Source organism: Streptomyces krungchingensis, assembly GCF_054729265.1.
The window spans coordinates 1,913,360-1,932,090 of record NZ_JBPUKY010000001.1; the positions used below are offsets into that span (position 1 = coordinate 1,913,360).

The 18,731-nt window shown below is 71.1% G+C and carries 19 protein-coding genes; 6 read left to right on the forward strand and 13 right to left on the reverse strand.

The features are described 5' to 3' along the window. Positions 1–48: 48 nt before the first annotated feature. The 5 genes from ACSYGO_RS08640 to ACSYGO_RS08660 form a co-directional block, all read right to left on the reverse strand. Positions 49–1,011: an electron transfer flavoprotein subunit alpha/FixB family protein gene (locus ACSYGO_RS08640; protein WP_460386402.1), complete on the reverse strand. Its 963-nt coding sequence runs from the start codon at positions 1,009–1,011 to the stop codon at positions 49–51. A gap of 52 nt (positions 1,012–1,063) precedes the next feature. Next, entirely contained in the window at positions 1,064–1,849 is a 786-nt protein-coding gene (locus ACSYGO_RS08645) for an electron transfer flavoprotein subunit beta/FixA family protein (protein WP_028799665.1), read from the reverse strand. A 240-nt stretch (positions 1,850–2,089) separates the two neighbouring features. Continuing rightward, a complete protein-coding gene (locus ACSYGO_RS08650) occupies positions 2,090–2,599 on the reverse strand; it encodes a flavin reductase family protein (RefSeq protein WP_426679290.1) in 510 nt (169 codons plus the stop codon). An 80-nt stretch (positions 2,600–2,679) separates the two neighbouring features. Then, on the reverse strand, positions 2,680–2,829 hold the full coding sequence (locus tag ACSYGO_RS08655) for a putative leader peptide (RefSeq protein WP_373557513.1): 150 nt from the start codon (positions 2,827–2,829) through the stop codon (positions 2,680–2,682). A gap of 13 nt (positions 2,830–2,842) precedes the next feature. Then, positions 2,843–3,256 (reverse strand): TlpA family protein disulfide reductase, encoded by a 414-nt coding sequence (locus ACSYGO_RS08660; RefSeq protein ID WP_426679291.1) that lies wholly within the window; start codon positions 3,254–3,256, stop codon positions 2,843–2,845. A gap of 75 nt (positions 3,257–3,331) precedes the next feature. Here ACSYGO_RS08660 and ACSYGO_RS08665 point away from each other — a divergent pair, with 75 nt between their 5' ends. Then, entirely contained in the window at positions 3,332–3,748 is a 417-nt protein-coding gene (locus ACSYGO_RS08665; protein ID WP_426679292.1) for a DUF4395 domain-containing protein, read from the forward strand. A 185-nt stretch (positions 3,749–3,933) separates the two neighbouring features. After that, a complete protein-coding gene (locus ACSYGO_RS08670; RefSeq protein WP_426679293.1) occupies positions 3,934–4,662 on the forward strand; it encodes a lysophospholipid acyltransferase family protein in 729 nt (242 codons plus the stop codon). Positions 4,663–4,666: 4 nt separating this feature from the next. On the opposite strand, the gene ACSYGO_RS08675 is transcribed toward ACSYGO_RS08670, so the two are convergent. From ACSYGO_RS08675 to ACSYGO_RS08700, 6 genes are all read right to left on the reverse strand, one after another. Further along, a complete protein-coding gene (locus ACSYGO_RS08675; RefSeq protein WP_426679294.1) occupies positions 4,667–5,359 on the reverse strand; it encodes a B3/B4 domain-containing protein in 693 nt (230 codons plus the stop codon). 13 nt (positions 5,360–5,372) lie between these two features. Beyond that, entirely contained in the window at positions 5,373–5,945 is a 573-nt protein-coding gene (locus ACSYGO_RS08680) for a transglutaminase domain-containing protein (RefSeq protein ID WP_460386403.1), read from the reverse strand. 83 nt (positions 5,946–6,028) lie between these two features. Continuing rightward, on the reverse strand, positions 6,029–7,102 hold the full coding sequence (locus ACSYGO_RS08685; RefSeq protein ID WP_460386404.1) for a threonine aldolase family protein: 1,074 nt from the start codon (positions 7,100–7,102) through the stop codon (positions 6,029–6,031). Beyond that, on the reverse strand, positions 7,099–7,851 hold the full coding sequence (locus tag ACSYGO_RS08690) for an SDR family oxidoreductase (protein ID WP_345647089.1): 753 nt from the start codon (positions 7,849–7,851) through the stop codon (positions 7,099–7,101). Before ACSYGO_RS08690 ends, ACSYGO_RS08685 begins: the two co-directional genes overlap by 4 nt. A 38-nt stretch (positions 7,852–7,889) precedes the next feature. After that, positions 7,890–9,287: a DUF6421 family protein gene (locus ACSYGO_RS08695; protein ID WP_460386405.1), complete on the reverse strand. Its 1,398-nt coding sequence runs from the start codon at positions 9,285–9,287 to the stop codon at positions 7,890–7,892. Positions 9,288–9,368: 81 nt separating this feature from the next. Next, entirely contained in the window at positions 9,369–10,385 is a 1,017-nt protein-coding gene (locus ACSYGO_RS08700; RefSeq protein WP_460386406.1) for an alpha/beta hydrolase, read from the reverse strand. Positions 10,386–10,988: 603 nt separating this feature from the next. On the opposite strand from ACSYGO_RS08700, the gene ACSYGO_RS08705 reads away from it, so the two are divergent. Continuing rightward, positions 10,989–11,672 carry a glycerophosphodiester phosphodiesterase gene (locus ACSYGO_RS08705; RefSeq protein ID WP_426679298.1) on the forward strand — a complete coding sequence of 228 codons (684 nt, stop codon included), beginning with the start codon at positions 10,989–10,991 and terminating at the stop codon, positions 11,670–11,672. A gap of 114 nt (positions 11,673–11,786) precedes the next feature. On the opposite strand, the gene ACSYGO_RS08710 is transcribed toward ACSYGO_RS08705, so the two are convergent. Further along, entirely contained in the window at positions 11,787–12,329 is a 543-nt protein-coding gene (locus ACSYGO_RS08710; RefSeq protein WP_426679299.1) for a GNAT family N-acetyltransferase, read from the reverse strand. A 70-nt stretch (positions 12,330–12,399) separates the two neighbouring features. Here ACSYGO_RS08710 and ACSYGO_RS08715 point away from each other — a divergent pair, with 70 nt between their 5' ends. The 3 genes from ACSYGO_RS08715 to ACSYGO_RS08725 all read left to right on the forward strand — a co-directional run bounded on the left by ACSYGO_RS08715 (position 12,400) and on the right by ACSYGO_RS08725 (position 16,823). Next, a complete protein-coding gene (locus ACSYGO_RS08715; protein WP_426679300.1) occupies positions 12,400–12,786 on the forward strand; it encodes a VOC family protein in 387 nt (128 codons plus the stop codon). Positions 12,787–13,213: 427 nt separating this feature from the next. Continuing rightward, positions 13,214–16,291, forward strand: a complete 3,078-nt coding sequence (locus tag ACSYGO_RS08720; protein WP_426679301.1) for an AfsR/SARP family transcriptional regulator — start codon at positions 13,214–13,216, stop codon at positions 16,289–16,291. 370 nt (positions 16,292–16,661) lie between these two features. Then, the gene (locus tag ACSYGO_RS08725) at positions 16,662–16,823 is read left to right on the forward strand and encodes a hypothetical protein (RefSeq protein WP_426679302.1); all 162 of its coding nucleotides are present in this window, start codon (positions 16,662–16,664) and stop codon (positions 16,821–16,823) included. Between the two features lie 89 nt (positions 16,824–16,912). Here the strand turns inward: ACSYGO_RS08725 and ACSYGO_RS08730 are convergent, their stop codons facing one another. Then, on the reverse strand, positions 16,913–18,691 hold the full coding sequence (locus ACSYGO_RS08730; protein WP_460386407.1) for an AfsR/SARP family transcriptional regulator: 1,779 nt from the start codon (positions 18,689–18,691) through the stop codon (positions 16,913–16,915). Positions 18,692–18,731 lie beyond the last annotated feature (40 nt).

Genomic DNA, 18,731 nt, shown 5'->3' on the forward strand with positions numbered 1-18,731 from the left:
GGCCCCCGCGACCGTACGGTCGCGGGGGCCTCGTCGTCACGAAGTCGCTCAGCCCTTGCGGGTCTTGATCTCCTCGGTGAGCTGCGGGACGACGTCGAAGAGGTCGCCGACCACGCCGTAGTCGACCAGGTCGAAGATCGGGGCCTCGGCGTCCTTGTTGATCGCCACGATCGTCTTCGAGGTCTGCATACCGGCACGGTGCTGGATCGCACCCGAGATGCCGGACGCGATGTACAGCTGCGGCGAGACCGACTTGCCGGTCTGGCCGACCTGGTTGGTGTGCGGGTACCAGCCGGCGTCCACCGCGGCACGCGAGGCGCCCACCGCCGCGCCGAGGGAGTCGGCGAGGGCCTCGATGATCGAGAAGTTCTCCGCGCCGTTGACGCCACGGCCACCGGAGACCACGATCGCGGCCTCGGTCAGCTCCGGACGGCCCGTCGACTCACGCGGCGTGCGCGCGGTCACCTTCGTGCCGGTCGCCTTCTCCGAGAAGGACACGGACAGGGCCTCGACCGCACCGGCGGCCGGAGCGGCCTCCACGGCGGCCGAGTTCGGCTTGACCGTGATGACCGGGGTGCCCTTGGAGACACGGGACTTGGTGGTGAAGGACGCGGCGAACGCGGACTGCGTGGCCACCGGACCCTCGTCACCCGCCTCCAGGTCGACCGCGTCGGTGATGATGCCCGAGCCGATACGGACGGCGAGACGGGCGGCGATCTCCTTGCCCTCCGCGGAGGAGGGGACCAGCACGGCAGCCGGGGAGACGGCCTCGACGGCAGCCTGAAGGGCGTCGACCTTCGGCACGACCAGGTAGTCGGCGTACTCGGCGGCGTCGTGGGTGAGGACCTTGACCGCGCCGTGCTTGGCGAGCGCGGCGGCGGTGTTCTCCGCGCCGGAACCCAGCGCGACGGCGACCGGCTCGCCGATGCGGCGGGCCAGGGTCAGCAGCTCCAGGGTGGGCTTGCGGACGGCACCGTCCACGTGGTCGACGTAGACGAGAACTTCAGCCATGGGATTGCTCTCCTGCTTGGATGAGTTGAGGGGCGGTCAGCGACTGCTGGGCTCAGATGAACTTCTGGCCCGCGAGGAACTCAGCGAGCTGCTTGCCGCCCTCGCCCTCGTCCTTGACGATCGTGCCGGCGGTGCGCGCCGGACGCTCGGCCGCGGAGTCGACCTTGGTCCAGGCACCCTCGAGACCGACCTCGTCCGCCTCGATCTCCAGGTCCTCCAGGTCCCAGGACTCCACCGGCTTCTTCTTGGCCGCCATGATGCCCTTGAACGACGGGTAGCGAGCCTCGCCCGACTGGTCGGTGACCGACACGACGGCGGGAAGCGAGGCCTCCAGCTGCTCGGAGGCGGTGTCACCGTCACGGCGGCCCTTGACCACGCCGTCCTCGACGCTCACCTCGGACAGCAGGGTCACCTGCGGCACGCCCAGGCGCTCCGCCAGCAGAGCGGGGACCACACCGGCGGTGCCGTCCGTGGACGCCATGCCGGAGATCACCAGGTCGTAACCGGCCTTCTCGATCGCCTTGGCCAGCACCAGCGAGGTACCGATGACATCCGTGCCGTGCAGGTCGTCGTCCTCCACGTGGATCGCCTTGTCCGCGCCCATCGACAGCGCCTTGCGCAGCGCGTCCTTGGCGTCCTCCGGACCGACGGTCAGCACGGTGATCTCGGCGTCGTCCGCGTCCTCGGCGATCTGCAGCGCCTGCTCGACGGCGTACTCGTCGAGCTCGGACAGCAGGCCGTCCACGTCGTCACGGTCGACGGTCAGGTCATCGGCGAAGTGCCGGTCGCCAGTGGCGTCGGGCACGTACTTCACAGTGACAACGATCCTCAAGCTCACGCCGGCTCTCCTACTGCATCGTCATTTCTGGGCTGCCTGCTTTCAGGCAGCATAGGCGCCTGAAGCGGCCGATCCCGGTCGGGGCGGCCCGCGCTCCGAACGAAATATTACTCGTCAGTACACCCATCGGACGCCCACTAAGCAAGCGCTTTGGACTGTGACCTTGACAACGCTGCGTAACCGGCGGGTAGAACCGGCGAGTAGCACCAACGGGTAACCCCCTGCCCCGGGATCGCCCGCTCAGTCCCGCAGACCGTTGAAGCGACCCTGGTGGTACACGAGTGGACGACCCGGGCCCGAGTGGTCGCCGACGACGACCTCGGCCAGCACGATGCGATGGTCTCCCGCGGGCACGCGCGCCACGACCCGGCACACCAGCCAGGCGAGCACGTCGTCCAGGACGGGCACCCCCTCCGGGCCCGCGCGCCACCGGGTGGGCGTGCCGAAACGGTCCGCGCCGCTCTTCGCGAAGGTGGCCGCCAACTCCTGCTGGTGTTCGCCGAGCACATGGACGCCGACATGACCGGTCTCGGAGATCGCGGGCCAGCTGGAGGCTCCGGTGCCGATCCCGAAGGAGACGATCGGGGGCTCGGCGGAGACCGAGGTGAGCGAGGTGGCGGTGAAGCCGACGGGTCCCGAGTCGCCGGCCGCCGTGATCACGGCCACTCCCGCGGCGTGTCGCCGGAAGACGGAGCGCAACAGGTCGGGGGAGGCGAGCCGGGCGGTACCCAGGTCGGGCGTGGCCGTCATGGAGTTGTCCTTCTGCGGGAGTGACGTGGGAGTCCCCCCGCTCGCGCGAAGCCGGGAGTGAGGGGCGGGGCCGTGAGTGCTCAACAGCCCGGACAGCACGCACTCGCGGTGCGGGCCAGGTCCACGTGGACGCGCTCGAAGAGAAGGAGTTCCGGGGGCATACGGTCAGGCTGACGATAGGTGGTGCGTGCAGTCAAGTGCGTCCCGTCATCTGGGAGATGCGTCACCATGATCGTCACGGCCTCAGACGGCCTCCCCCAGCGCGGCGATCACATCGGCCTTGCGCGGCTGGCCGACCGCCCGTCGGACGACCCGCCCCTGCGCGTCGAGCACCAGCACGGTGGGGGTCTTGAGGATGTCGAGCTCGCGCACGAGGTCCAGGTGGTCCTCGGCGTCGATCTCGATGTGCGTCACGCCCGGGACCATGTGCGCGACCTCGCCGAGGACTCTGCGGGTCGCCCGGCAGGGGGCGCAGAAGGCGCTCGAGAACTGGACGAGCGTGGCCCGTTCACCGAGCCCCTCCCCCAACTCCGCCGCGCCGAGCCTCTTTCCGCCGTCGCGCCCGCGCACTCTCACCCTCCCGCTCCGCCGCCGATGCAGCACTCCATAGGCGCTCGCCGCCGCGAGCACCACTACGCACACCACAAGTCCGGTCATCGTCTGCACAAGCATTCACGAGACCGCAAAGATTCCCGGCCCCTCGGATCGCCTCCGGTGCGGAATGCTTGATTCATGGACATCGATGTGAGGGGCCCGCGGTTCGGTGCGGCCGTGACGGCCGTCGTTCTGGCGGTGGTGCTGGTCACCGGGAGCGCCTGGCTGCTGGCCTGGCAGACGCTGGCGTTCGCGCTCGGGGCGGCGGGCGGGGTGGGCCGCTCTCCGTACGGGTGGCTGTTCCGGCGCGCCGTGCGCCCCCGGCTCGGGCCGCCGACGGACTTCGAGGCGCCCGAACCGCCGCGGTTCGCACAGGCGGTGGGGCTCTTCTTCGCGGTCGTCGGACTCGCCGGCTATGCGATCGGACCGGAATGGCTGGGGCAGGCGGCGACCGGTTGCGCGCTCGCGGCGGCCTTCCTCAATGCAGCATTCGGGTACTGCTTGGGGTGCGAGATGTACCTGGTCATACGGCGGGTCACGGCACGCGCGAAGTAAAGGCGGGTTAAAAGTCCGAGGTGGAGCTGACGATGGACGTGACGAGAATCTCGCCGCCTTCCGGCACCAGGACTGGCCCCTCGCCCGTTCTTCGGGCACGATCTGCGCAATGCCGTAAACCTACGGCTGCGTAACTTCCCGCCGGGAGAACCCTTCCCTGGCAGAGAGAAGGGTCCACCGCCTCCATGGCAGAGCTTGTCTACCGTCCCGTCGTCGGTCTCGCCAAAACGATGTTCAAGGTCTGGGATCTCAAGATCGACTGCAAGGGATCGGAGAACATTCCGCGCTCGGGCGGCGCTGTGCTGGTGAGCAATCACATCAGCTATCTGGACTTCATCTTCGACGGCCTGGCCGCGTTGCCGCAGAAGCGCCTGGTGCGTTTCATGGCGAAGGAGTCCGTCTTCCGGCACCGGATCTCCGGCCCGCTGATGCGCGGGATGAAACACATCCCGGTGGATCGCAAGCAGGGCGAGACGGCGTATCAGCACGCGCTGGACTCGCTGCGCTCCGGCGAGATCGTCGGCGTCTTCCCCGAGGCGACCATCTCGCAGTCCTTCACGCTGAAGAGCTTCAAGTCGGGTGCCGCGCGCATGGCTCAGGAGGCCGGCGTCCCGCTGATCCCGATGGCCCTGTGGGGCACTCAGCGGCTGTGGACCAAGGGCCACCCGCGCAACTTCAAGCGCAGCCACACCCCGGTCACGATCCGGGTCGGCGAAGCGGTGGAGGCCCCCACGGACCAGTACGCGGGGGCCATCACGCGACGGCTGCGCGAGCGCGTCCAGGATCTCCTGGAGGCCGGTCAGCGCGCCTATCCCGTGCGGCCCAAGGGCCCGGAGGACACCTGGTGGATGCCCGCCCACCTCGGCGGCACGGCACCGACCCCCGAGCAGGTGCGCGCGGCCGAGGCCCGCTGAATCGTCACTCCGGGGCGTGCACGGCGATGCGCGCCCCGGGGCTGAACTTCTCCAGGAGTTCGGCGAGTTCGGCTCCGGCGCTCTCGACGTCGGCGACCGGCATCGGCGCGAGGCTCTCCAGCAGGAAGAGCGCGGAGACGGACTCCTCGGTGAGCCTGGTCCGCGGCCCCTGCCGCCAGTTCCACCGACGGCAGGTCACGCCCTCGTCGTCGCACCACACCACCTCACCGGCGTCGGGGTGCTCGACGACCTCCGCGCCGCCCGCGACGGTGACGAAGTCCTCGTCACCCACGGCGCGTACGAGCCGCATCCCGCCCCGGATACGGTCGGTGTCCTCGCCGCCGACCGGAATCAGACGGGCGACGCTGACGGCGTTGTAGAGGTCCACCAGCACGTTGATCCGGGGCAGACCGGAGTCGGCGAGTGCGCGCCGCGCCAGCGCCTCCGCCGAGTTGCGGGTGCGGGAGGGCTTGGAGCCGAACGCCGTGTAGACCTCGCGCCACGCCGCCATGTGCGGGTCCTCGTGCGGGGACCGGCCGTCCAGCCGCCGGGCCAGCCGCCGGCCGGCGTCGTCGAGGAGCGCCGAAGTCGCCTCGGTGCTGGGCCCGTTGACCAGTCCGTGGGCCTCGACGGCGACATGGGTGAAGCCGGGCGCGAGGGCGCGCACCTCGTCGGACACGGTGAGCGTGGGAATCATCGTCTGCCTTGCCTCAGAGTGCGGTGGGGAGCGTCTTCCACAGGGTCGGCCGGTCGGGTGCGGCCTTCAGGACGTCGAGCACAACCGGGTGAGGTTCAGCGTACAACACTGGATAGTCCAACTCATTGGACTCGGGGTCGGGCGTGAAGGCAAGCCGTTCACCGTCCAGGGAGAACCGGGCGTCGACACCGGGCTTGTTCCCCCGGGGATCCTGCCGGTGCCACGCTCCGTCGAAACGGACGGCGACGAGCCCGTGCACCTCCTCGAACCGCTGATAACAGAACCCGGTCGGGATGTCCTCGGCCCGCAGCAGCGCGGCCAGGGCGTGAGCCTTGGCGAAGCAGATGCCGGTACGCCGCTCCAGGACGTCGGAGGCACGCCAGGTGACCCGGAGATCGCCCGAGTCGTACGAGTGCGGAATGCTGTCGCGCACGAACTCGAAGGCCGATCGCGCATAGTCATACGAGTCGGTGGCACCCCTGGCGAGCCGCGCCGCCGTCTCACGCACCCGCGGATGATGGTGGTCGATCACGTCGTCGGCAGCCAAGTACGCGGAAAGATCTGTGGTGTTCTGGATCAGCTCCATGCGCGCAGAGCATAGGAATGCGGCCACCCGAGCGTCAATGACTTTTCGAGTGACCGCATATCTATGCACGCTCTTGGAGCTGCCTACTGGTGGGCCATCTCCTCCTTGAGGGCGGCCACGAACCGGTCGACGTCCTCCTCGGTCGTGTCGAAGGCGCACATCCAGCGGACGTCCCCCGCCGCCTCGTCCCAGAAGTAGAACCGGAAGCGCTTCTGCAGCCGCTCGCTGACCTCGTGCGGCAGGCGCGCGAAGACCGCGTTGGCCTGGACCTGGTAGAGGATCTCCACGCCGTGCACCGCGCGCACGCCCTCGGCCAGGCGCTGCGCCATCTCGTTGGCGTGACGGGCGTTGCGCAGCCACAGGTCCTTGGCGAGCAGCGCCTCCAGCTGGACGGAGACGAAGCGCATCTTGGAGGCGAGCTGCATGGACAGCTTGCGCAGGTGCTTCATGTGGCTGACGGCGTCCTGGTTCAGGACGACGACGGCCTCGCCGAACAGCGCGCCGTTCTTCGTGCCGCCCAGCGACAGGATGTCGACGCCGACCGCGTTGGTGAACGTCCGCATCGGCACGTCCAGGGCGGCGGCCGCGTTGGCTATCCGGGACCCGTCCAGGTGCACCTTCATGCCACGGGCGTGCGCGTGGTCGCAGATCGCCCGGATCTCGTCGGGCGTGTAGAGCGTGCCCAGCTCGGTGCTCTGGGTGATCGCCACCACCTGCGGCATGGCGCGGTGCTCGTCCTCCCAGCCCCAGGCCTGCTTGTCGATCAGTTCCGGGGTGAGCTTGCCGTCGGGTGTGGGCACGGTGAGCAGCTTGAGGCCGCCCATGCGCTCGGGGGCACCGCCCTCGTCGACGTTGATGTGCGCGCTCTCCGCGCAGATCACCGCGCCCCAGCGGTCGGTGACCGCCTGGAGCGCGACCACGTTCGCGCCGGTGCCGTTGAAGACCGGGAAGGCCTCCGCGGTCGCCCCGAAGTGGCTGCGGACGATCCGCTGGAGGTTCTCGGTGTAGTCGTCCTCGCCGTAGGCGACCTGATGGCCGCCGTTGGCCACGGCGAGGGCGGCCATCACCTCCGGGTGGGCCCCGGCGTAGTTGTCACTGGCGAAACCGCGGACCTCCGGGTCGTGGTGACGACGCGCATCGGTCCTGGGAGGGTTCACGGCTTCTCGGTCAGCCACAGACGCTTTCCGTTCACTTCGGCGGCGGGCTTGCTCCAGACCCCGGCGATGGCATCGGCCAGGTCCTTGACGTCCGTGAAGCCCGCGAACTTCGCGTTGGGACGCTCGGCGCGCATCGCGTCGTGCACCAACGCCTTGACCACCAGGATCGCAGCCGCCGATGTCGGCCCCTCGGCGCCCCCGGCCTTGCGGAAGAAGTCGCCCATGGCCAGCGTCCACGCCTCGGCCGCGGCCTTCGCGGCGGCGTAGGCGGCGTTGCCCGCGCTGGGGTTGGTGGCGCCGGCGGCGCTGATCAGGACGTACCGGCCGCGGTCGCTGAGCTGGAGCGCCTCGTGGAAGGCCAGCGAGGTGTGCTGCACGGTGCGGACGAGCAGCAGCTCCAGGAAGTCCCAGTCGTCGAGGCTCGTCTTGGTGAAGGTCTCGCTGCCGCGCCAGCCGCCCACGAGGTGCACGAGTCCGTCGACGCGCCCGAACTCCTTCTCGATGTGCGTGGCCCAGTCACGCGTGGACTGCAGGTCCAGCAGGTCGACCGGCTCACCGGTGACGGTGGCGCCGCCCGACGCGTAGCGGGCCGCGTCCACGGCCTCCGCGAGTCGCTCCGGGTCGTTGTCCGCCCCGACGACGGTCGCCCCGGCCTCGGCCAGCCTCAGCAGCGTCGCCCGGCCGGCGGGTCCGCCCGCGCCCGCCACCGCGATCACCGCACCGCTCAGTGCCCCGTTCCCGTTCCCCATCTTCGCCTCCTGATGAGCGATGTTCCCGGCGCGGTCGCTCACGCGGCGACCCGCTCGGCGCTGTCCGCGGTGATGCCCTTGGTGGCGGCGATCACGTTCTTGAGCTTCTTGGACAGTGCCTCATAGAACATGCTCAGCGGAAACTCGTCCGGAAGCACGTCGTCCACGAGCTTGCGCGGGGGCTGGGACAGGTCCAGCGCGTCGGGGCCCTTGGCCCAGCGGGAGCCGGGGTGCGGGGCGAGGTAGGTGGAGACCAGGTCGTAGGCCTTGAACCAGTGGACGAGCTTCGGGCGGTCGATGCCGGCCCGGTACAGGTCCTCGATCTCGGCGCACAGCTGGTTGGTGACCTGCGGGGCACGCTGCCAGTCGATGTGCAGCCTGTTGTCGGTCCAGCGGACGACGTCGTGCTTGTGCAGGTAGGCGAAGAGCAGCTGGCCGCCGAGCCCGTCGTAGTTGCGGACGCGGTCGCCGGAGACCGGGAAGCGGAACATCCGGTCGAAGAGCACGGCGTACTGCACGTCACGGCCGTGCGCGTTGCCCTCGCCCTCCAGCTTCACTGCCTCCTTGAAGGCGGTGAGGTCACAGCGCAGCTCCTCCAGGCCGTACATCCAGAACGGCTGGCGCTGCTTGATCATGAACGGGTCGAAGGGCAGGTCGCCGTGGCTGTGGGTGCGGTCGTGAACCATGTCCCACAGCACGAAGGCCTGCTCGCAGCGCTCCTGGTCGTGGACCATGGCCGCGATGTCCTCGGGCAGCTCCAGGCCCAGGATGTCCACGGCCGCGTCGGTGACGGCGCGGAAGCGGGCGGCTTCGCGGTCGCAGAAGATGCCGCCCCAGGTGAACCGCTCGGGCGCCTCGCGCACCGCGATGGTCTCGGGGAAGAGAACGGCCGAATTGGTGTCGTAGCCCGCGGTGAAGTCCTCGAAAGTGATGCCGCAGAACAGCGGATTGTCGTAGCGCGTGCGCTCCAGTTCGGCCAGCCAGTCGGGCCACACCATGCGCAGGACGACCGCTTCGAAGTTGCGGTCCGGGTTGCCGTTCTGCGTGTACATCGGGAAGACGACGAGGTGCTGAAGGCCGTCCTCGCGGCTCGCGGCGGGCTGGAAGGCCAGCAGCGAGTCGAGGAAGTCCGGCACCTGGAAGCCGCCGTCGGCCCAGCGCCGGAGGTCCTTCACGAGCGCCTCGTGGTACTCGACGTCGTGCGGCAGCAGCGGGGCGAGCTGCTCGATGGCCTCCGTGGCACGGCGCACGGCCGCCTCCACCTGGGCCGCCTCCGGGGCGCCCTCGGCGTCGAGGTCTATGGAGCCGTCCTTGGACTGCCAGGGGCGGATCTCCTCCACGGCATCCTTGAGCACGGGCCATGCCGGGTGCTCCACCACCCTGCCCACGGGAGGAACCCGCTCCTCCGTACCCACCTGCACAAGAATTTCCGTCATATCCCATCCTCCACGGGAGAACCTCGCGTATGGACACCGTATGTAAGCGAGGTTCCTTCCCGCAAGAGGAGACTCGGGAGATTATCCTGCGTCACCCCCATCATCACCGTTCTTTTTCCTGCCGGACACCGTGCGGGCGATTACTTCCGCTACGCGGCGCTGGGCGGTCCGGGCGTCCTCGAGGAGTTCGGGGAAGCCGAAGAACCCGTGGAACATGCCCGGGTGCACGCTCTCCGTCACCCGCACACCGGATGCCCGGAGTTTCGCGGCGTACGCACGGCCCTCGTCGTGGAGGAGGTCGAAGCCCGCGGTGACGACATGGGCGGGCGGCAGACCGTGCAGGTCGGCCACCAGGGGCGAGGCGTGCGGGTGCGCCCGGTCGCCGTCGGCCCCGAAGTACTGCTCGGCGAACCAGCGGCCGTGGGCCGGCGTGAGGAAGTAGCCCGGGCCACCCCGGCCCGGCAGCTCCGTGCGCGGCCGGACGTCGGTCGCCGGATAGACGAGCACCTGGAGCGCCAGTGCGGGGCCGCCCCGGTCGCGGGCGACGAGCGCGGCGACGGCCGCCAGGTTCCCGCCCGCGCTGTCACCGGCGACGACCAGCGCCCCCGGGTCGCCGCCCAGCTCGCCGACGTGCCGCGCGGCCCAGCACAGCGCGGCGTACGCGTCGTCCACGGCGGCCGGGAAGCGCGCCTCGGGCGCGAGCCGGTAGTCGACCGACAGCACGGCCGCGTCGGCGTCCCGGCACAGGGCCCGTGCGACGGGGTCGTGGGAGTCCAGGCCCCCGATGACCCAGCCCCCGCCGTGCAGGAAGACGACGGTGGGGCGGGGCGCCGGCGGCCGGGCCCGGTCCGCCGCCGGGGCGGGCCGACGAGACGGCGGCAGGTAGATCCGTACGGGGATGTCCGGGGCCCCCTGCGGTCCCGGAATCGTGCGGTCCTCGACCGATCCCACGGCCGGCGGCTCGAACGGCCAGGAGGGCGCGGCGGCGAGGAGACGCCGGGCCTCGGCCGCGTCCGTGACGGCACCCCCGAGGTCCGGGAAGTGGAGCCTGATGGCGTCGAGGAGGACGAGGACGTCGGGCGCGGGTTCTGTGGGCATCGCGGTTCCTCTTCGGGGCGGTCGGGCCCGGGCCGATCGTGCTCTGGGCGGTCGGGCGCTGAGCGGTCGAAATCGGGGCGGTCGAAATCGGGGCGGTCGGACTCGGGGCGATCGAGCTCGGGGCGGTCGGGCGCTGAGCGGTCGGGCTCTGAGCGGACCGGCGAGCTCGCCGTACGCACCGCCCTCCACCGGCAGGCACCCATGGACGTCCACCGGTGTTCACAGGCGGTCGCCGACGATCGCAGGCGGTCGCGTGCGGTCGCCGATCGCCATCGGTTCGCACGGCTTGCACGGCCGGCACCGCTTGCGGCGCGCGCACGGCCGGCACGGATCGCGCGGTCTCACGGCTTCCATCGGCAGTGAACATGACTAGTCGTCAAGCCTTCGGACCGCAAGGCGTCCTCGGTCAACAACCGGAGGACTCGCCCACCCGCGAGTGACCCGATCGGGCGGAAAGCGGCCGTACCCCTGCCGACCACCCCCATTGCCCCGTGTACGAACGGGTACACGGGGCGGCGGGACCACTAGGCTGCGGAGTCGCGTGGGCGGCCCCGTCGCCACCACGCGCGAGCCGAGCCGCCGTCGACGGAAGCGAGTCGAATCTTGAACTTCCTCACCATCGGTCACCGTGGAGTGATGGGTGTCGAACCCGAGAACACTCTCCGTTCCTTCGTCGCCGCCCAGCAAGCGGGCCTCGACCTGATCGAACTCGATCTGCATCTGAGCAAGGACGGCGCTCTCGTCGTCATGCACGACGCCGAAGTGGACCGTACGACCGACGGCGCGGGGCCGATCGCCGAGATGACCCTCGACGAGCTGCGCGCGCTGGACGCGGGGCGCGGGGAGCGCGTCCCCGTCTTCGAGGAGGTCCTGGACGCGGTCGGCACACCGCTGCAGGCCGAGATCAAGGACGTGGCGGCGGCCAGGGCGCTGGCCGAGGTCATGCACCGGCGCGACCTGGTCGGACGGGTCGAGGTGTCGTCGTTCCACGACGAGGCGATCGCCGAGATCGCCCGGCTCGTGCCCGGCGTGCGTACCGCCCTCATCGCGAGCCGGTACGGCATCGATGTCGTGGAGCGGGCCACGGCCGTCGGCGCCGCGACCGTGTGCCTGAACATCCGCAGGCTCACGCTGGAGGTCGTCGAGCACGCCCGCAAGGCCGACCTGCGGATCATCGGCTGGGTCGTGAACACCCAGGAGCATCTGCGGCTGGTGCGCGCGCTGGAACTGGACGGCGCGACCACCGACTATCCCGAGATCAAGCGCACCGGCCGCTTCACCGCGTGACGGACGCCGCGCGGCCCACGGCCCGGCCGTGACGTCACGGCCGGGCCGGAAGACTCCGGCCGGACGGCCGCGGCCCGGCCGTCCGCGCGCACCGCGGGCGCGGCACGGCCCGGGTCAGACGAGCGGCTTGACCAGCAGCTCGAACTGGAGGTCGTCGCGCTGCGGGATGCCGAAGCGCTCGTCGCCGTACGGGAAGGGCGTCATCCTCCCCGTACGGCGGTAGCCGCGCCGCTCGTACCAGGCGATGAGGTCCTCGCGCACCGAGATCACCGTCATGTGCATCTCGGTGATCCCCCAGGTCTCGCGCGCGGTCCGCTCCGCCTCGGCGATGATCACCTTGCCGAGGCCGCCGCCCTGGAGGCCGGGGCTGACCGCGAACATGCCGAAGTAGGCGTGGTCACCGCGGTGTTCGAGCTGGCAGCAGGCGACGATCGCGCCGTCCCGCTCCACGGTCAGCAACCGGCTGTCGGGCGCCTTGACGACCGCGAGCACGCCCTCGGGGTCGGTCCGCTGACCTTCGAGGATGTCCGCCTCCGTGGTCCAGCCGCCCCGGCTGGACTCCCCGCGGTACGCCGACTCGATCAGCGCGACCAGGGCGTCCACGTCGCCGTCGGTGGCGTCGCGGAAGGTGAGTCCGGTGGAGGCGGCGGTGTCCATGGAACGTATCTCCGTTCGGTGGCGCGGCTGAGGCACCGATGAGCCTAACCCTCCCCTACGCTCCTGGTGCATGGTGCATGTACTGAGCAGCCGAACCCTCCTGCGCCCCACCGACCCGGAGCGCTCCCGCACTTTCTACGGCGAACAGCTGGGCCTGGACGTCTACCGGGAATTCGGCACGGGTCCCGAGCGCGGCACCGTCTACTTCCTCGGCGGCGGCTTCCTGGAGGTCGCCGGGCGCTCCGAGACCCCGCCGTCCCCCGCGCTCAAACTGTGGCTCCAGGTCGCGGACGTGGCGGCGGCGCACGAGGAGCTCACCGCGGCCGGGGTCGAGGTCGTGCGCCCGCCGGTCCGGGAGCCTTGGGGGCTGATCGAGATGTGGATCGAGGACCCGGACGGCACGGAGATCGTGGTCGTCGAGGTCCCCGGAGACCATCCGCTGCGCTACCGGCCCTGACCGCCGTACGAGGTTCCCGGCGCCCGATGTCCGCCCGCCCGACCCGATCCTGCCGGCTCGGGCGGGCGGCACCGAGGGCTGCGAGGGCGCGGGGCCGGCGGAGGGCGGGGCGGGACTGCGTGTGACGGCACCGGGCGGCGGGCGGCGGGCGGCGGGCGGCGGGCGGCGGGCGGCGGCGAGGGAATTGAACTCCGTTCAGGGAAAGCTGAGCGTTGTTCAGGAATTGACTTTCACCGCAATTATTGATCCGCAAACAACACCCTTTACTCAACATCAAACTTACTGACACGTATTCAGAAACAACCAAATCCAGCCCTTCCGCTGGAATTAACAATTCCACATCGGCTGATGCATAGAATGGATCAACCATGGCCCGTCACGGGGCACCCGCGAGCTCCGGCAGGGACTTCGGAGCAGGGGAGGGCAAGTGGAGAAGCGGTTGCGCTTCAAGATTCTCGGTCCGCTGAGCGTGCTCGCGGACGACGGACAGGTGAAGGTGGGCGGGCCGCGCCACCGGACCATTCTGGCGCTGTTGTTGCTCAATCCGGAGAGGACCGTATCGGTCGACAGGCTGGTCGACGCGGTCTGGGGCGACCAACCGCCCGCCACGGCGCGCACCCAGGTATCGATTTGCATTGCCGCCTTGCGCAAATCATTCAGGAAAGCTGGATTCTCCGAAGAAGTCATCGTCACGGCTCACCCGGGATATCTCCTGCGGGCGAGCGAGCATCAACTCGACAGCCTCGAATTCTCCGCGCTGGTCTCCGGCGCCGAGCACGCCGCCCGGCAGAAACGGCTGTCCGACGCCGCCGAGCACTACGCCGAGGCACTTCGCCTGTGGCACGGCCCCGCATTGGCCGGCGTGACCGGCGCGGCCGTGGAGGACGAGGCGCGCCGCCTGGAGGAGTTACGGCTCAACACCTACGACGACGCCATCGGAGTCGAACTGGAGCTCGGTAACCACCAGAGAATCATCCCGGAACTCGCCGCCACGGTGCGCGCGCACCCCATGCGCGAGCGCACCCGGCACCATCTGATCACCGCGCAGTACCGTTCCGGCCGCCGCGCCGAGGCGATGGAGACGTTCCGGCTGGGGCGCCGGCTGTTCATCAACGAGCTCGGCCTGGAACCGGGCCCCGCGCTGCGCGAGCTGCACGACGCGATCCTGCACGACGAGGTGGAGCCGGCCGCCGGCGAGCGGGAGCCCGCCGGCACGGAGCCCGAAGAACCCCGCGATCCGGTGGGCAAGCCCTTCGAACTGCCTCCGGACGTACCGGGGTTCACCGGACGGGGGCGGGAGATGGCGCTGCTGGACGCCCTGCTGGAGCGTACGGAGGAGGTCCGGGGCCCGACGGCGGGCCTCGTCACGGGGGTCGGCGGGCTGGGCAAGACCTGCCTCGCCGTGCACTGGGCGCACAGCGTCTCCGAGCACTTCCCCGACGGCCACCTCTTCGCCGACCTGCGCGGCTACGACGAACACCACGAGCCCGCCCCGGTCGGTGAGATCCTCGGCCGGTTCCTGCGGTCGCTCGGCGTCCCCGGCGACCGCATCCCGGTGGGACTGGAGGAGCGGGCCTCGCTCTACCGCAGCATCCTCGCCGAGCGGCGGGTGCTCGTGGTGCTCGACAACGTCCACTCCTACCCGCACATCGTGCCGCTGCTGCCGAGCAGTCCGGGCTGCTGCGTGCTGATCACCAGCCGGGAGCAACTCGCCGAACTGGTCGCCTGGCCGCCGCAGTGCCGGGTGCAGCTCGGCCGGCTCACCGGGTCCGAGGCCGTGGAACTGCTGGGCCGCATCGTCGGCGAACGGCGCGTCGCCGACGACCCCGCCTCCGTCGCCCGGGTCGCCGAGCTGTGCGACCGGCTGCCGCTGGCCCTCCGGATCGCCGGGGCGCGACTCGCCGCCAAACCGCACTGGACGGTGGCGCGGCTGGAGGCGCTGCTCAGCGACGAGCGCCGCCGCCTCGACGAGTTGAGCGAGGGCGAGTCACAGGTCAGAGCGGGCTTCGCGGTGAGCTACCGCTACCTGAGCGACGAAGCGGCACGGCTCTACCGGCTCCTCGGACTGCTGGAGGTGCCGGACTTCGCTCCCTGGCTCGGTGCCGCGGTCCTCGACACGGATCCCGCGACCGCGGAACGGCTCCTGGAGCAGCTCGTCGACGCGCAGTTCCTGGACGTGACCGCCGCGGACGCCACCGGCGGCCCCCGCTACCGGTTCCAGAACCTGCTGCGCCTGTACGCCCACGAGCGCGCCCACCGGGAGGAGCCGGACGAGGAGCGGCGGGCCTCCCGCGAGCGGGCCTTCGGCAGCGCGCTCTCGCTGGCGGAGCTGGCCCACCGCCGCTTCTACGGCGGTGACTTCAGCATCATCCACGGCACCGCCGCGCGCCGTCCGCTGCCGGCCGACCTCGCCCGTGATCTCGCCGCCCGGCCGCTGAAATGGCTGGAGGCGGAACGGCTCGCCCTGTCCGCCGTGGTGGAGCAGGCGGCGGAGCACGGGATGGACGAACTCGCCTGGGACCTCACCATGTCGACGGTGGTGCTGTTCGAGACCCGTGACCACACCGACGACTGGCGGGCCTGCGCGGAGCGTGCCCTCGCCGCGACACGGGCCGCCGGGAACGTCCGGGGGCAGGGCGCGATGCTGCACATCCTGGGCGCGCTGGAGATGCGCCTGCGGCGGTTCCCGGAGGCCGACGACTGCTTCGCCGCCGCGCTGTCCCTGCATGCGCGGGCCGGCGAACGGCACGGGCGCGCACTCGTGCTGCGCAGCATGGCGATGATCGACGAGATGCGCGGCGAGCTGACGCGCGCGATGCGGCGCAGCACCGAGGCCCTGGAGGTCTTCCGGGAGGTGGGCGACCTCTCCTCCGAGGCCCATGTGCTCAACAACATGGCCCAGATCGAGCTCGACCGCGGTCATGTGGACGAGGCGGCCGAGCTGGGCCGGGAGTCCGTGCGGGTCGCCGAGGCCATCGGGGAGGGCGGCTCGCGCAGCGTGGCGCTGGCCACCCACCGGCTCGGCCGGGTCCTGCTGGCCCAGGGGCGTTTCGTCCGGGCCGAGGAGGCCCTGCTGCGCATGGTGCGGATCGTGCAGGACAATTCCGACACGCTGGGGCTCGCGCACGGGCTGCTGGCTCTGGGCGAGGCGCGGCTCGGGGCGGGACGCTGGGAGCAGGCCCGGATGACGCTGACGCAGGCGCTGGAGGCCGCGTCCCAGGTCAGCAATCCCCTGGTGGAGGGGAAGATCAAGCTGGCGCTGGGCGAGACCTGCGCGAAGTGCGGTCACCGCACCCGCGCGCTGCGCCATCTCGCCGAGGCCCGCGAGTGCTTCGCACGCATCGATGTGAAGCCGTGGCTGGACCGGGTCGACCAGGCCCTCGAAGCGCTGAGCACGGAGCGGGCACCCGCGCTGGACACGGCGCAGCCGTCCCAGGCCGACGGCGCGCACGACCGCGGGAGCACGGCACGGGCCGCGGCGGCGACGTCGCTGCGCCGCCGCTGAACCAGGGGCACGGTTCGCGACAACGATGCCCTGCCCACCGGCACCGCGCCGGGAGGGTTCCGCGGCCGGTTGAACGGGTGTCGCCACGACGCTCCGGCGGATGGCTCAGTACGCCGGGACGGAGCGGGCGACGAACACGGTGGTACGACGCGAGGACGAAGGGGACGCCGCCGGGACCGGGGGTAGGTAGCCGTCCCCGGTGCCGGGCCGCCGATCCCGCGGTACGCCGCCGATCCTCGTGGAGTGCGGGACGAAGGCGGATCGATAGTGGTCCGAAGCCGCAGATCCCTAGTTTCGAATGCGAACGAAGGGGGCGGCGCCGGGCGCCGCCCCCACACGCACCCGCTACGGCGCAGACCTGGGAGTCGCAATGCAGAACATCCGGAGCACGACGGCCGGTCACATCCTGGTGGCCTGGATCATCGCGCTCTGCGCACTCGGCGCGGCGGGTTCCCTGGCGGCCGCCGTCTCCACCGGCGCGGGATCGGCCGGCACGGTGGTCGTCGGCCCCGACGAGGAGGACTGGCACTGAACGCTCCGGCGCAGAGCGACCGGTCCGGCCCCGCCGCCGCGGGGCCGGACCGGTCCGAGCCGGGCCCGGGGGCCGCGTCACCCGCTTGGTCAGCGGGCCGCGGCCGACCTTTCCCGTTCGCGATGTGCAGTAGCGAGGTGCTGTGCGAAGAGCAGCACCAGCTCGTGGAAGCGGTACAGCGGACGGCCCAGGCGGTCGACGCCGCAGATGTCGAGCAGCGCCGCGTCCACCAGATGCTCCAGACTCTCCTCTGCCGCCGACTCGGGCTCGGCGAGGTGCCGGGCAGCGCGCTCGGCGGGGAAGGGCTCCGTGCCGATCCCCGCCAGGCGTACGAGTGTCCGCCCCGCCGGTCTCGGCAGCTGCCGCACCGACGGGACCAGCACGCGCCGCAGGTCCAGTCCCCCGTAGGAGAGTTCACGCAGTCGCTGGCCGGGGTCGGCGAGCCGGGCGGCGAGCCAGGAGACCGGCCAGTGCGGCCGGGCGGCCAGCCTGCTGCCCGCGATACGCACCGCGAGCGGCAGCCCGCCGCAGTGCGCGAGCACCTGGTACGTGGCGTCCGGCTCGGCGAGCAGTCGCCGCCGCCCCGCTCCGGCCGCCAGCAGCTCGTACGAGGTGTCCCTGCCGAAGGGGGTGAGGACGGTGGTCCGTGCCTGGGCCACCCTGGTCAGCCTCGCCCGGCCGGTGATCAGGACCGTCGCCTCGGCCGAGCCGGGCAGCAGGAGGTCGAGTTCCCGGCTGTCGACGGCGCCGTCGAGGACGACGAGGAGCCGCCTGCGCGCCGTCCGGGTGCGATAGCGGCGGATCAGCTCGTCCAGGTCGGCGCCCCGGCCGGGACCGTCGGCCGGCACGCCCAAGGCTCGCAGCAGGACCGTCAGGACCTCGCCCAGCTTCTTGGGACGGCCGTCCGGGTGGGCGAGTTCGGCGAAGAGCTGTCCGTCCGGGAAGTGCTCGGCGCTGCGGTGCGCGGCCCGCACCGCAAGCGCCGTCTTGCCGACGCCGGCCATGCCGGTCACCAGCAGGGCACGCGGCCCGCCGCCCTTGCGCGATTCGGCCAACTGCGCGCACAGCGTGTTCAGTTCCTCTCCCCGCCCGATGAAGTCCTCGATGTCCGGCGGCAGGGTGACCGGACGCGGCTCGTACGCGTCGCACGGCTCCTCGTCCCCGTAGGGCGCGGTGACGGCGGTCCGGGCCGGGCCCGCGCTCCTGGCGCCGAGGCTGCCGACCAGGACGGCCTGATACGTGGCGCCGAGCGCCTCACCGGGCTCGATGCCCAGCTGCTCGTCGAGCACCTTGCGGCCCTCGTGATAGGTGTGCAGCGCGTCGGCCTGCTGGCCGCAGCGGAAGAAGGCCGTCATGAGCTGTGCGCGGAGTTTCTCGCGCAGCGGGAACTCCGCCACCAGACCCGTGAGTTCGGAGGTGAGCTGCTCATGCCGCCCGAGCTCCAGGTCCGCTTCCATGCGGCTCTCCAGTGCGTGCAGCCGCTGCTCCTCGAGGCGGGCCAGCTCGGCGCCCGCCAGGTACTCGGTCACATTGCCGAGTGCGGCCCCCCGCCACAGTCCGAGCGCCCGGCTCAGCAGGGTGCTGGCGTCCCTGTGACGCCCGCGGCCCAGGGCCGCGCGGCCCTCCCGGTCCAGCTGCTCGAACTCCAGGAGGTCGAACGTGCTGTGCGGCGCCCGCAGGACGTAGCCCGGCGGGCGCCGGTCGATCTCGACGTCGTCGCCGAGCAGTTTGCGCAGGCGCGACATGTAGGTGTAGATCTGTGCTCCGGCCGTGGCGGGCGGCTCCCACCCCCACAGCATGGAGCTCAGACGCTCGTCGGACACGACCCGCCCCCGTGCGAGCAGCAGGCTCGCGAGGACCGTGTGCACCTTGGATCCTGACAATGCGATTCTCACGCCACCCTTGCGG

Bases quoted from the DNA above. Each gene is read 5' to 3' on its own strand.
- ACSYGO_RS08640 (WP_460386402.1), bottom strand. From the start codon at position 1,011: ATGGCTGAAGTTCTCGTCTACGTCGACCACGTGGACGGTGCCGTCCGC.
- ACSYGO_RS08650 (WP_426679290.1), bottom strand. From the start codon at position 2,599: ATGACGGCCACGCCCGACCTGGGTACCGCCCGGCTCGCCTCCCCCGAC.
- ACSYGO_RS08655 (WP_373557513.1), bottom strand. From the start codon at position 2,829: ATGGTGACGCATCTCCCAGATGACGGGACGCACTTGACTGCACGCACC.
- ACSYGO_RS08660 (WP_426679291.1), bottom strand. From the start codon at position 3,256: ATGACCGGACTTGTGGTGTGCGTAGTGGTGCTCGCGGCGGCGAGCGCC.
- ACSYGO_RS08665 (WP_426679292.1), top strand. From the start codon at position 3,332: ATGGACATCGATGTGAGGGGCCCGCGGTTCGGTGCGGCCGTGACGGCC.
- ACSYGO_RS08670 (WP_426679293.1), top strand. From the start codon at position 3,934: ATGGCAGAGCTTGTCTACCGTCCCGTCGTCGGTCTCGCCAAAACGATG.
- ACSYGO_RS08675 (WP_426679294.1), bottom strand. From the start codon at position 5,359: ATGATTCCCACGCTCACCGTGTCCGACGAGGTGCGCGCCCTCGCGCCC.
- ACSYGO_RS08680 (WP_460386403.1), bottom strand. From the start codon at position 5,945: ATGGAGCTGATCCAGAACACCACAGATCTTTCCGCGTACTTGGCTGCC.
- ACSYGO_RS08690 (WP_345647089.1), bottom strand. From the start codon at position 7,851: ATGGGGAACGGGAACGGGGCACTGAGCGGTGCGGTGATCGCGGTGGCG.
- ACSYGO_RS08695 (WP_460386405.1), bottom strand. From the start codon at position 9,287: ATGACGGAAATTCTTGTGCAGGTGGGTACGGAGGAGCGGGTTCCTCCC.
- ACSYGO_RS08700 (WP_460386406.1), bottom strand. From the start codon at position 10,385: ATGCCCACAGAACCCGCGCCCGACGTCCTCGTCCTCCTCGACGCCATC.
- ACSYGO_RS08710 (WP_426679299.1), bottom strand. From the start codon at position 12,329: ATGGACACCGCCGCCTCCACCGGACTCACCTTCCGCGACGCCACCGAC.
- ACSYGO_RS08715 (WP_426679300.1), top strand. From the start codon at position 12,400: ATGGTGCATGTACTGAGCAGCCGAACCCTCCTGCGCCCCACCGACCCG.
- ACSYGO_RS08725 (WP_426679302.1), top strand. From the start codon at position 16,662: ATGCAGAACATCCGGAGCACGACGGCCGGTCACATCCTGGTGGCCTGG.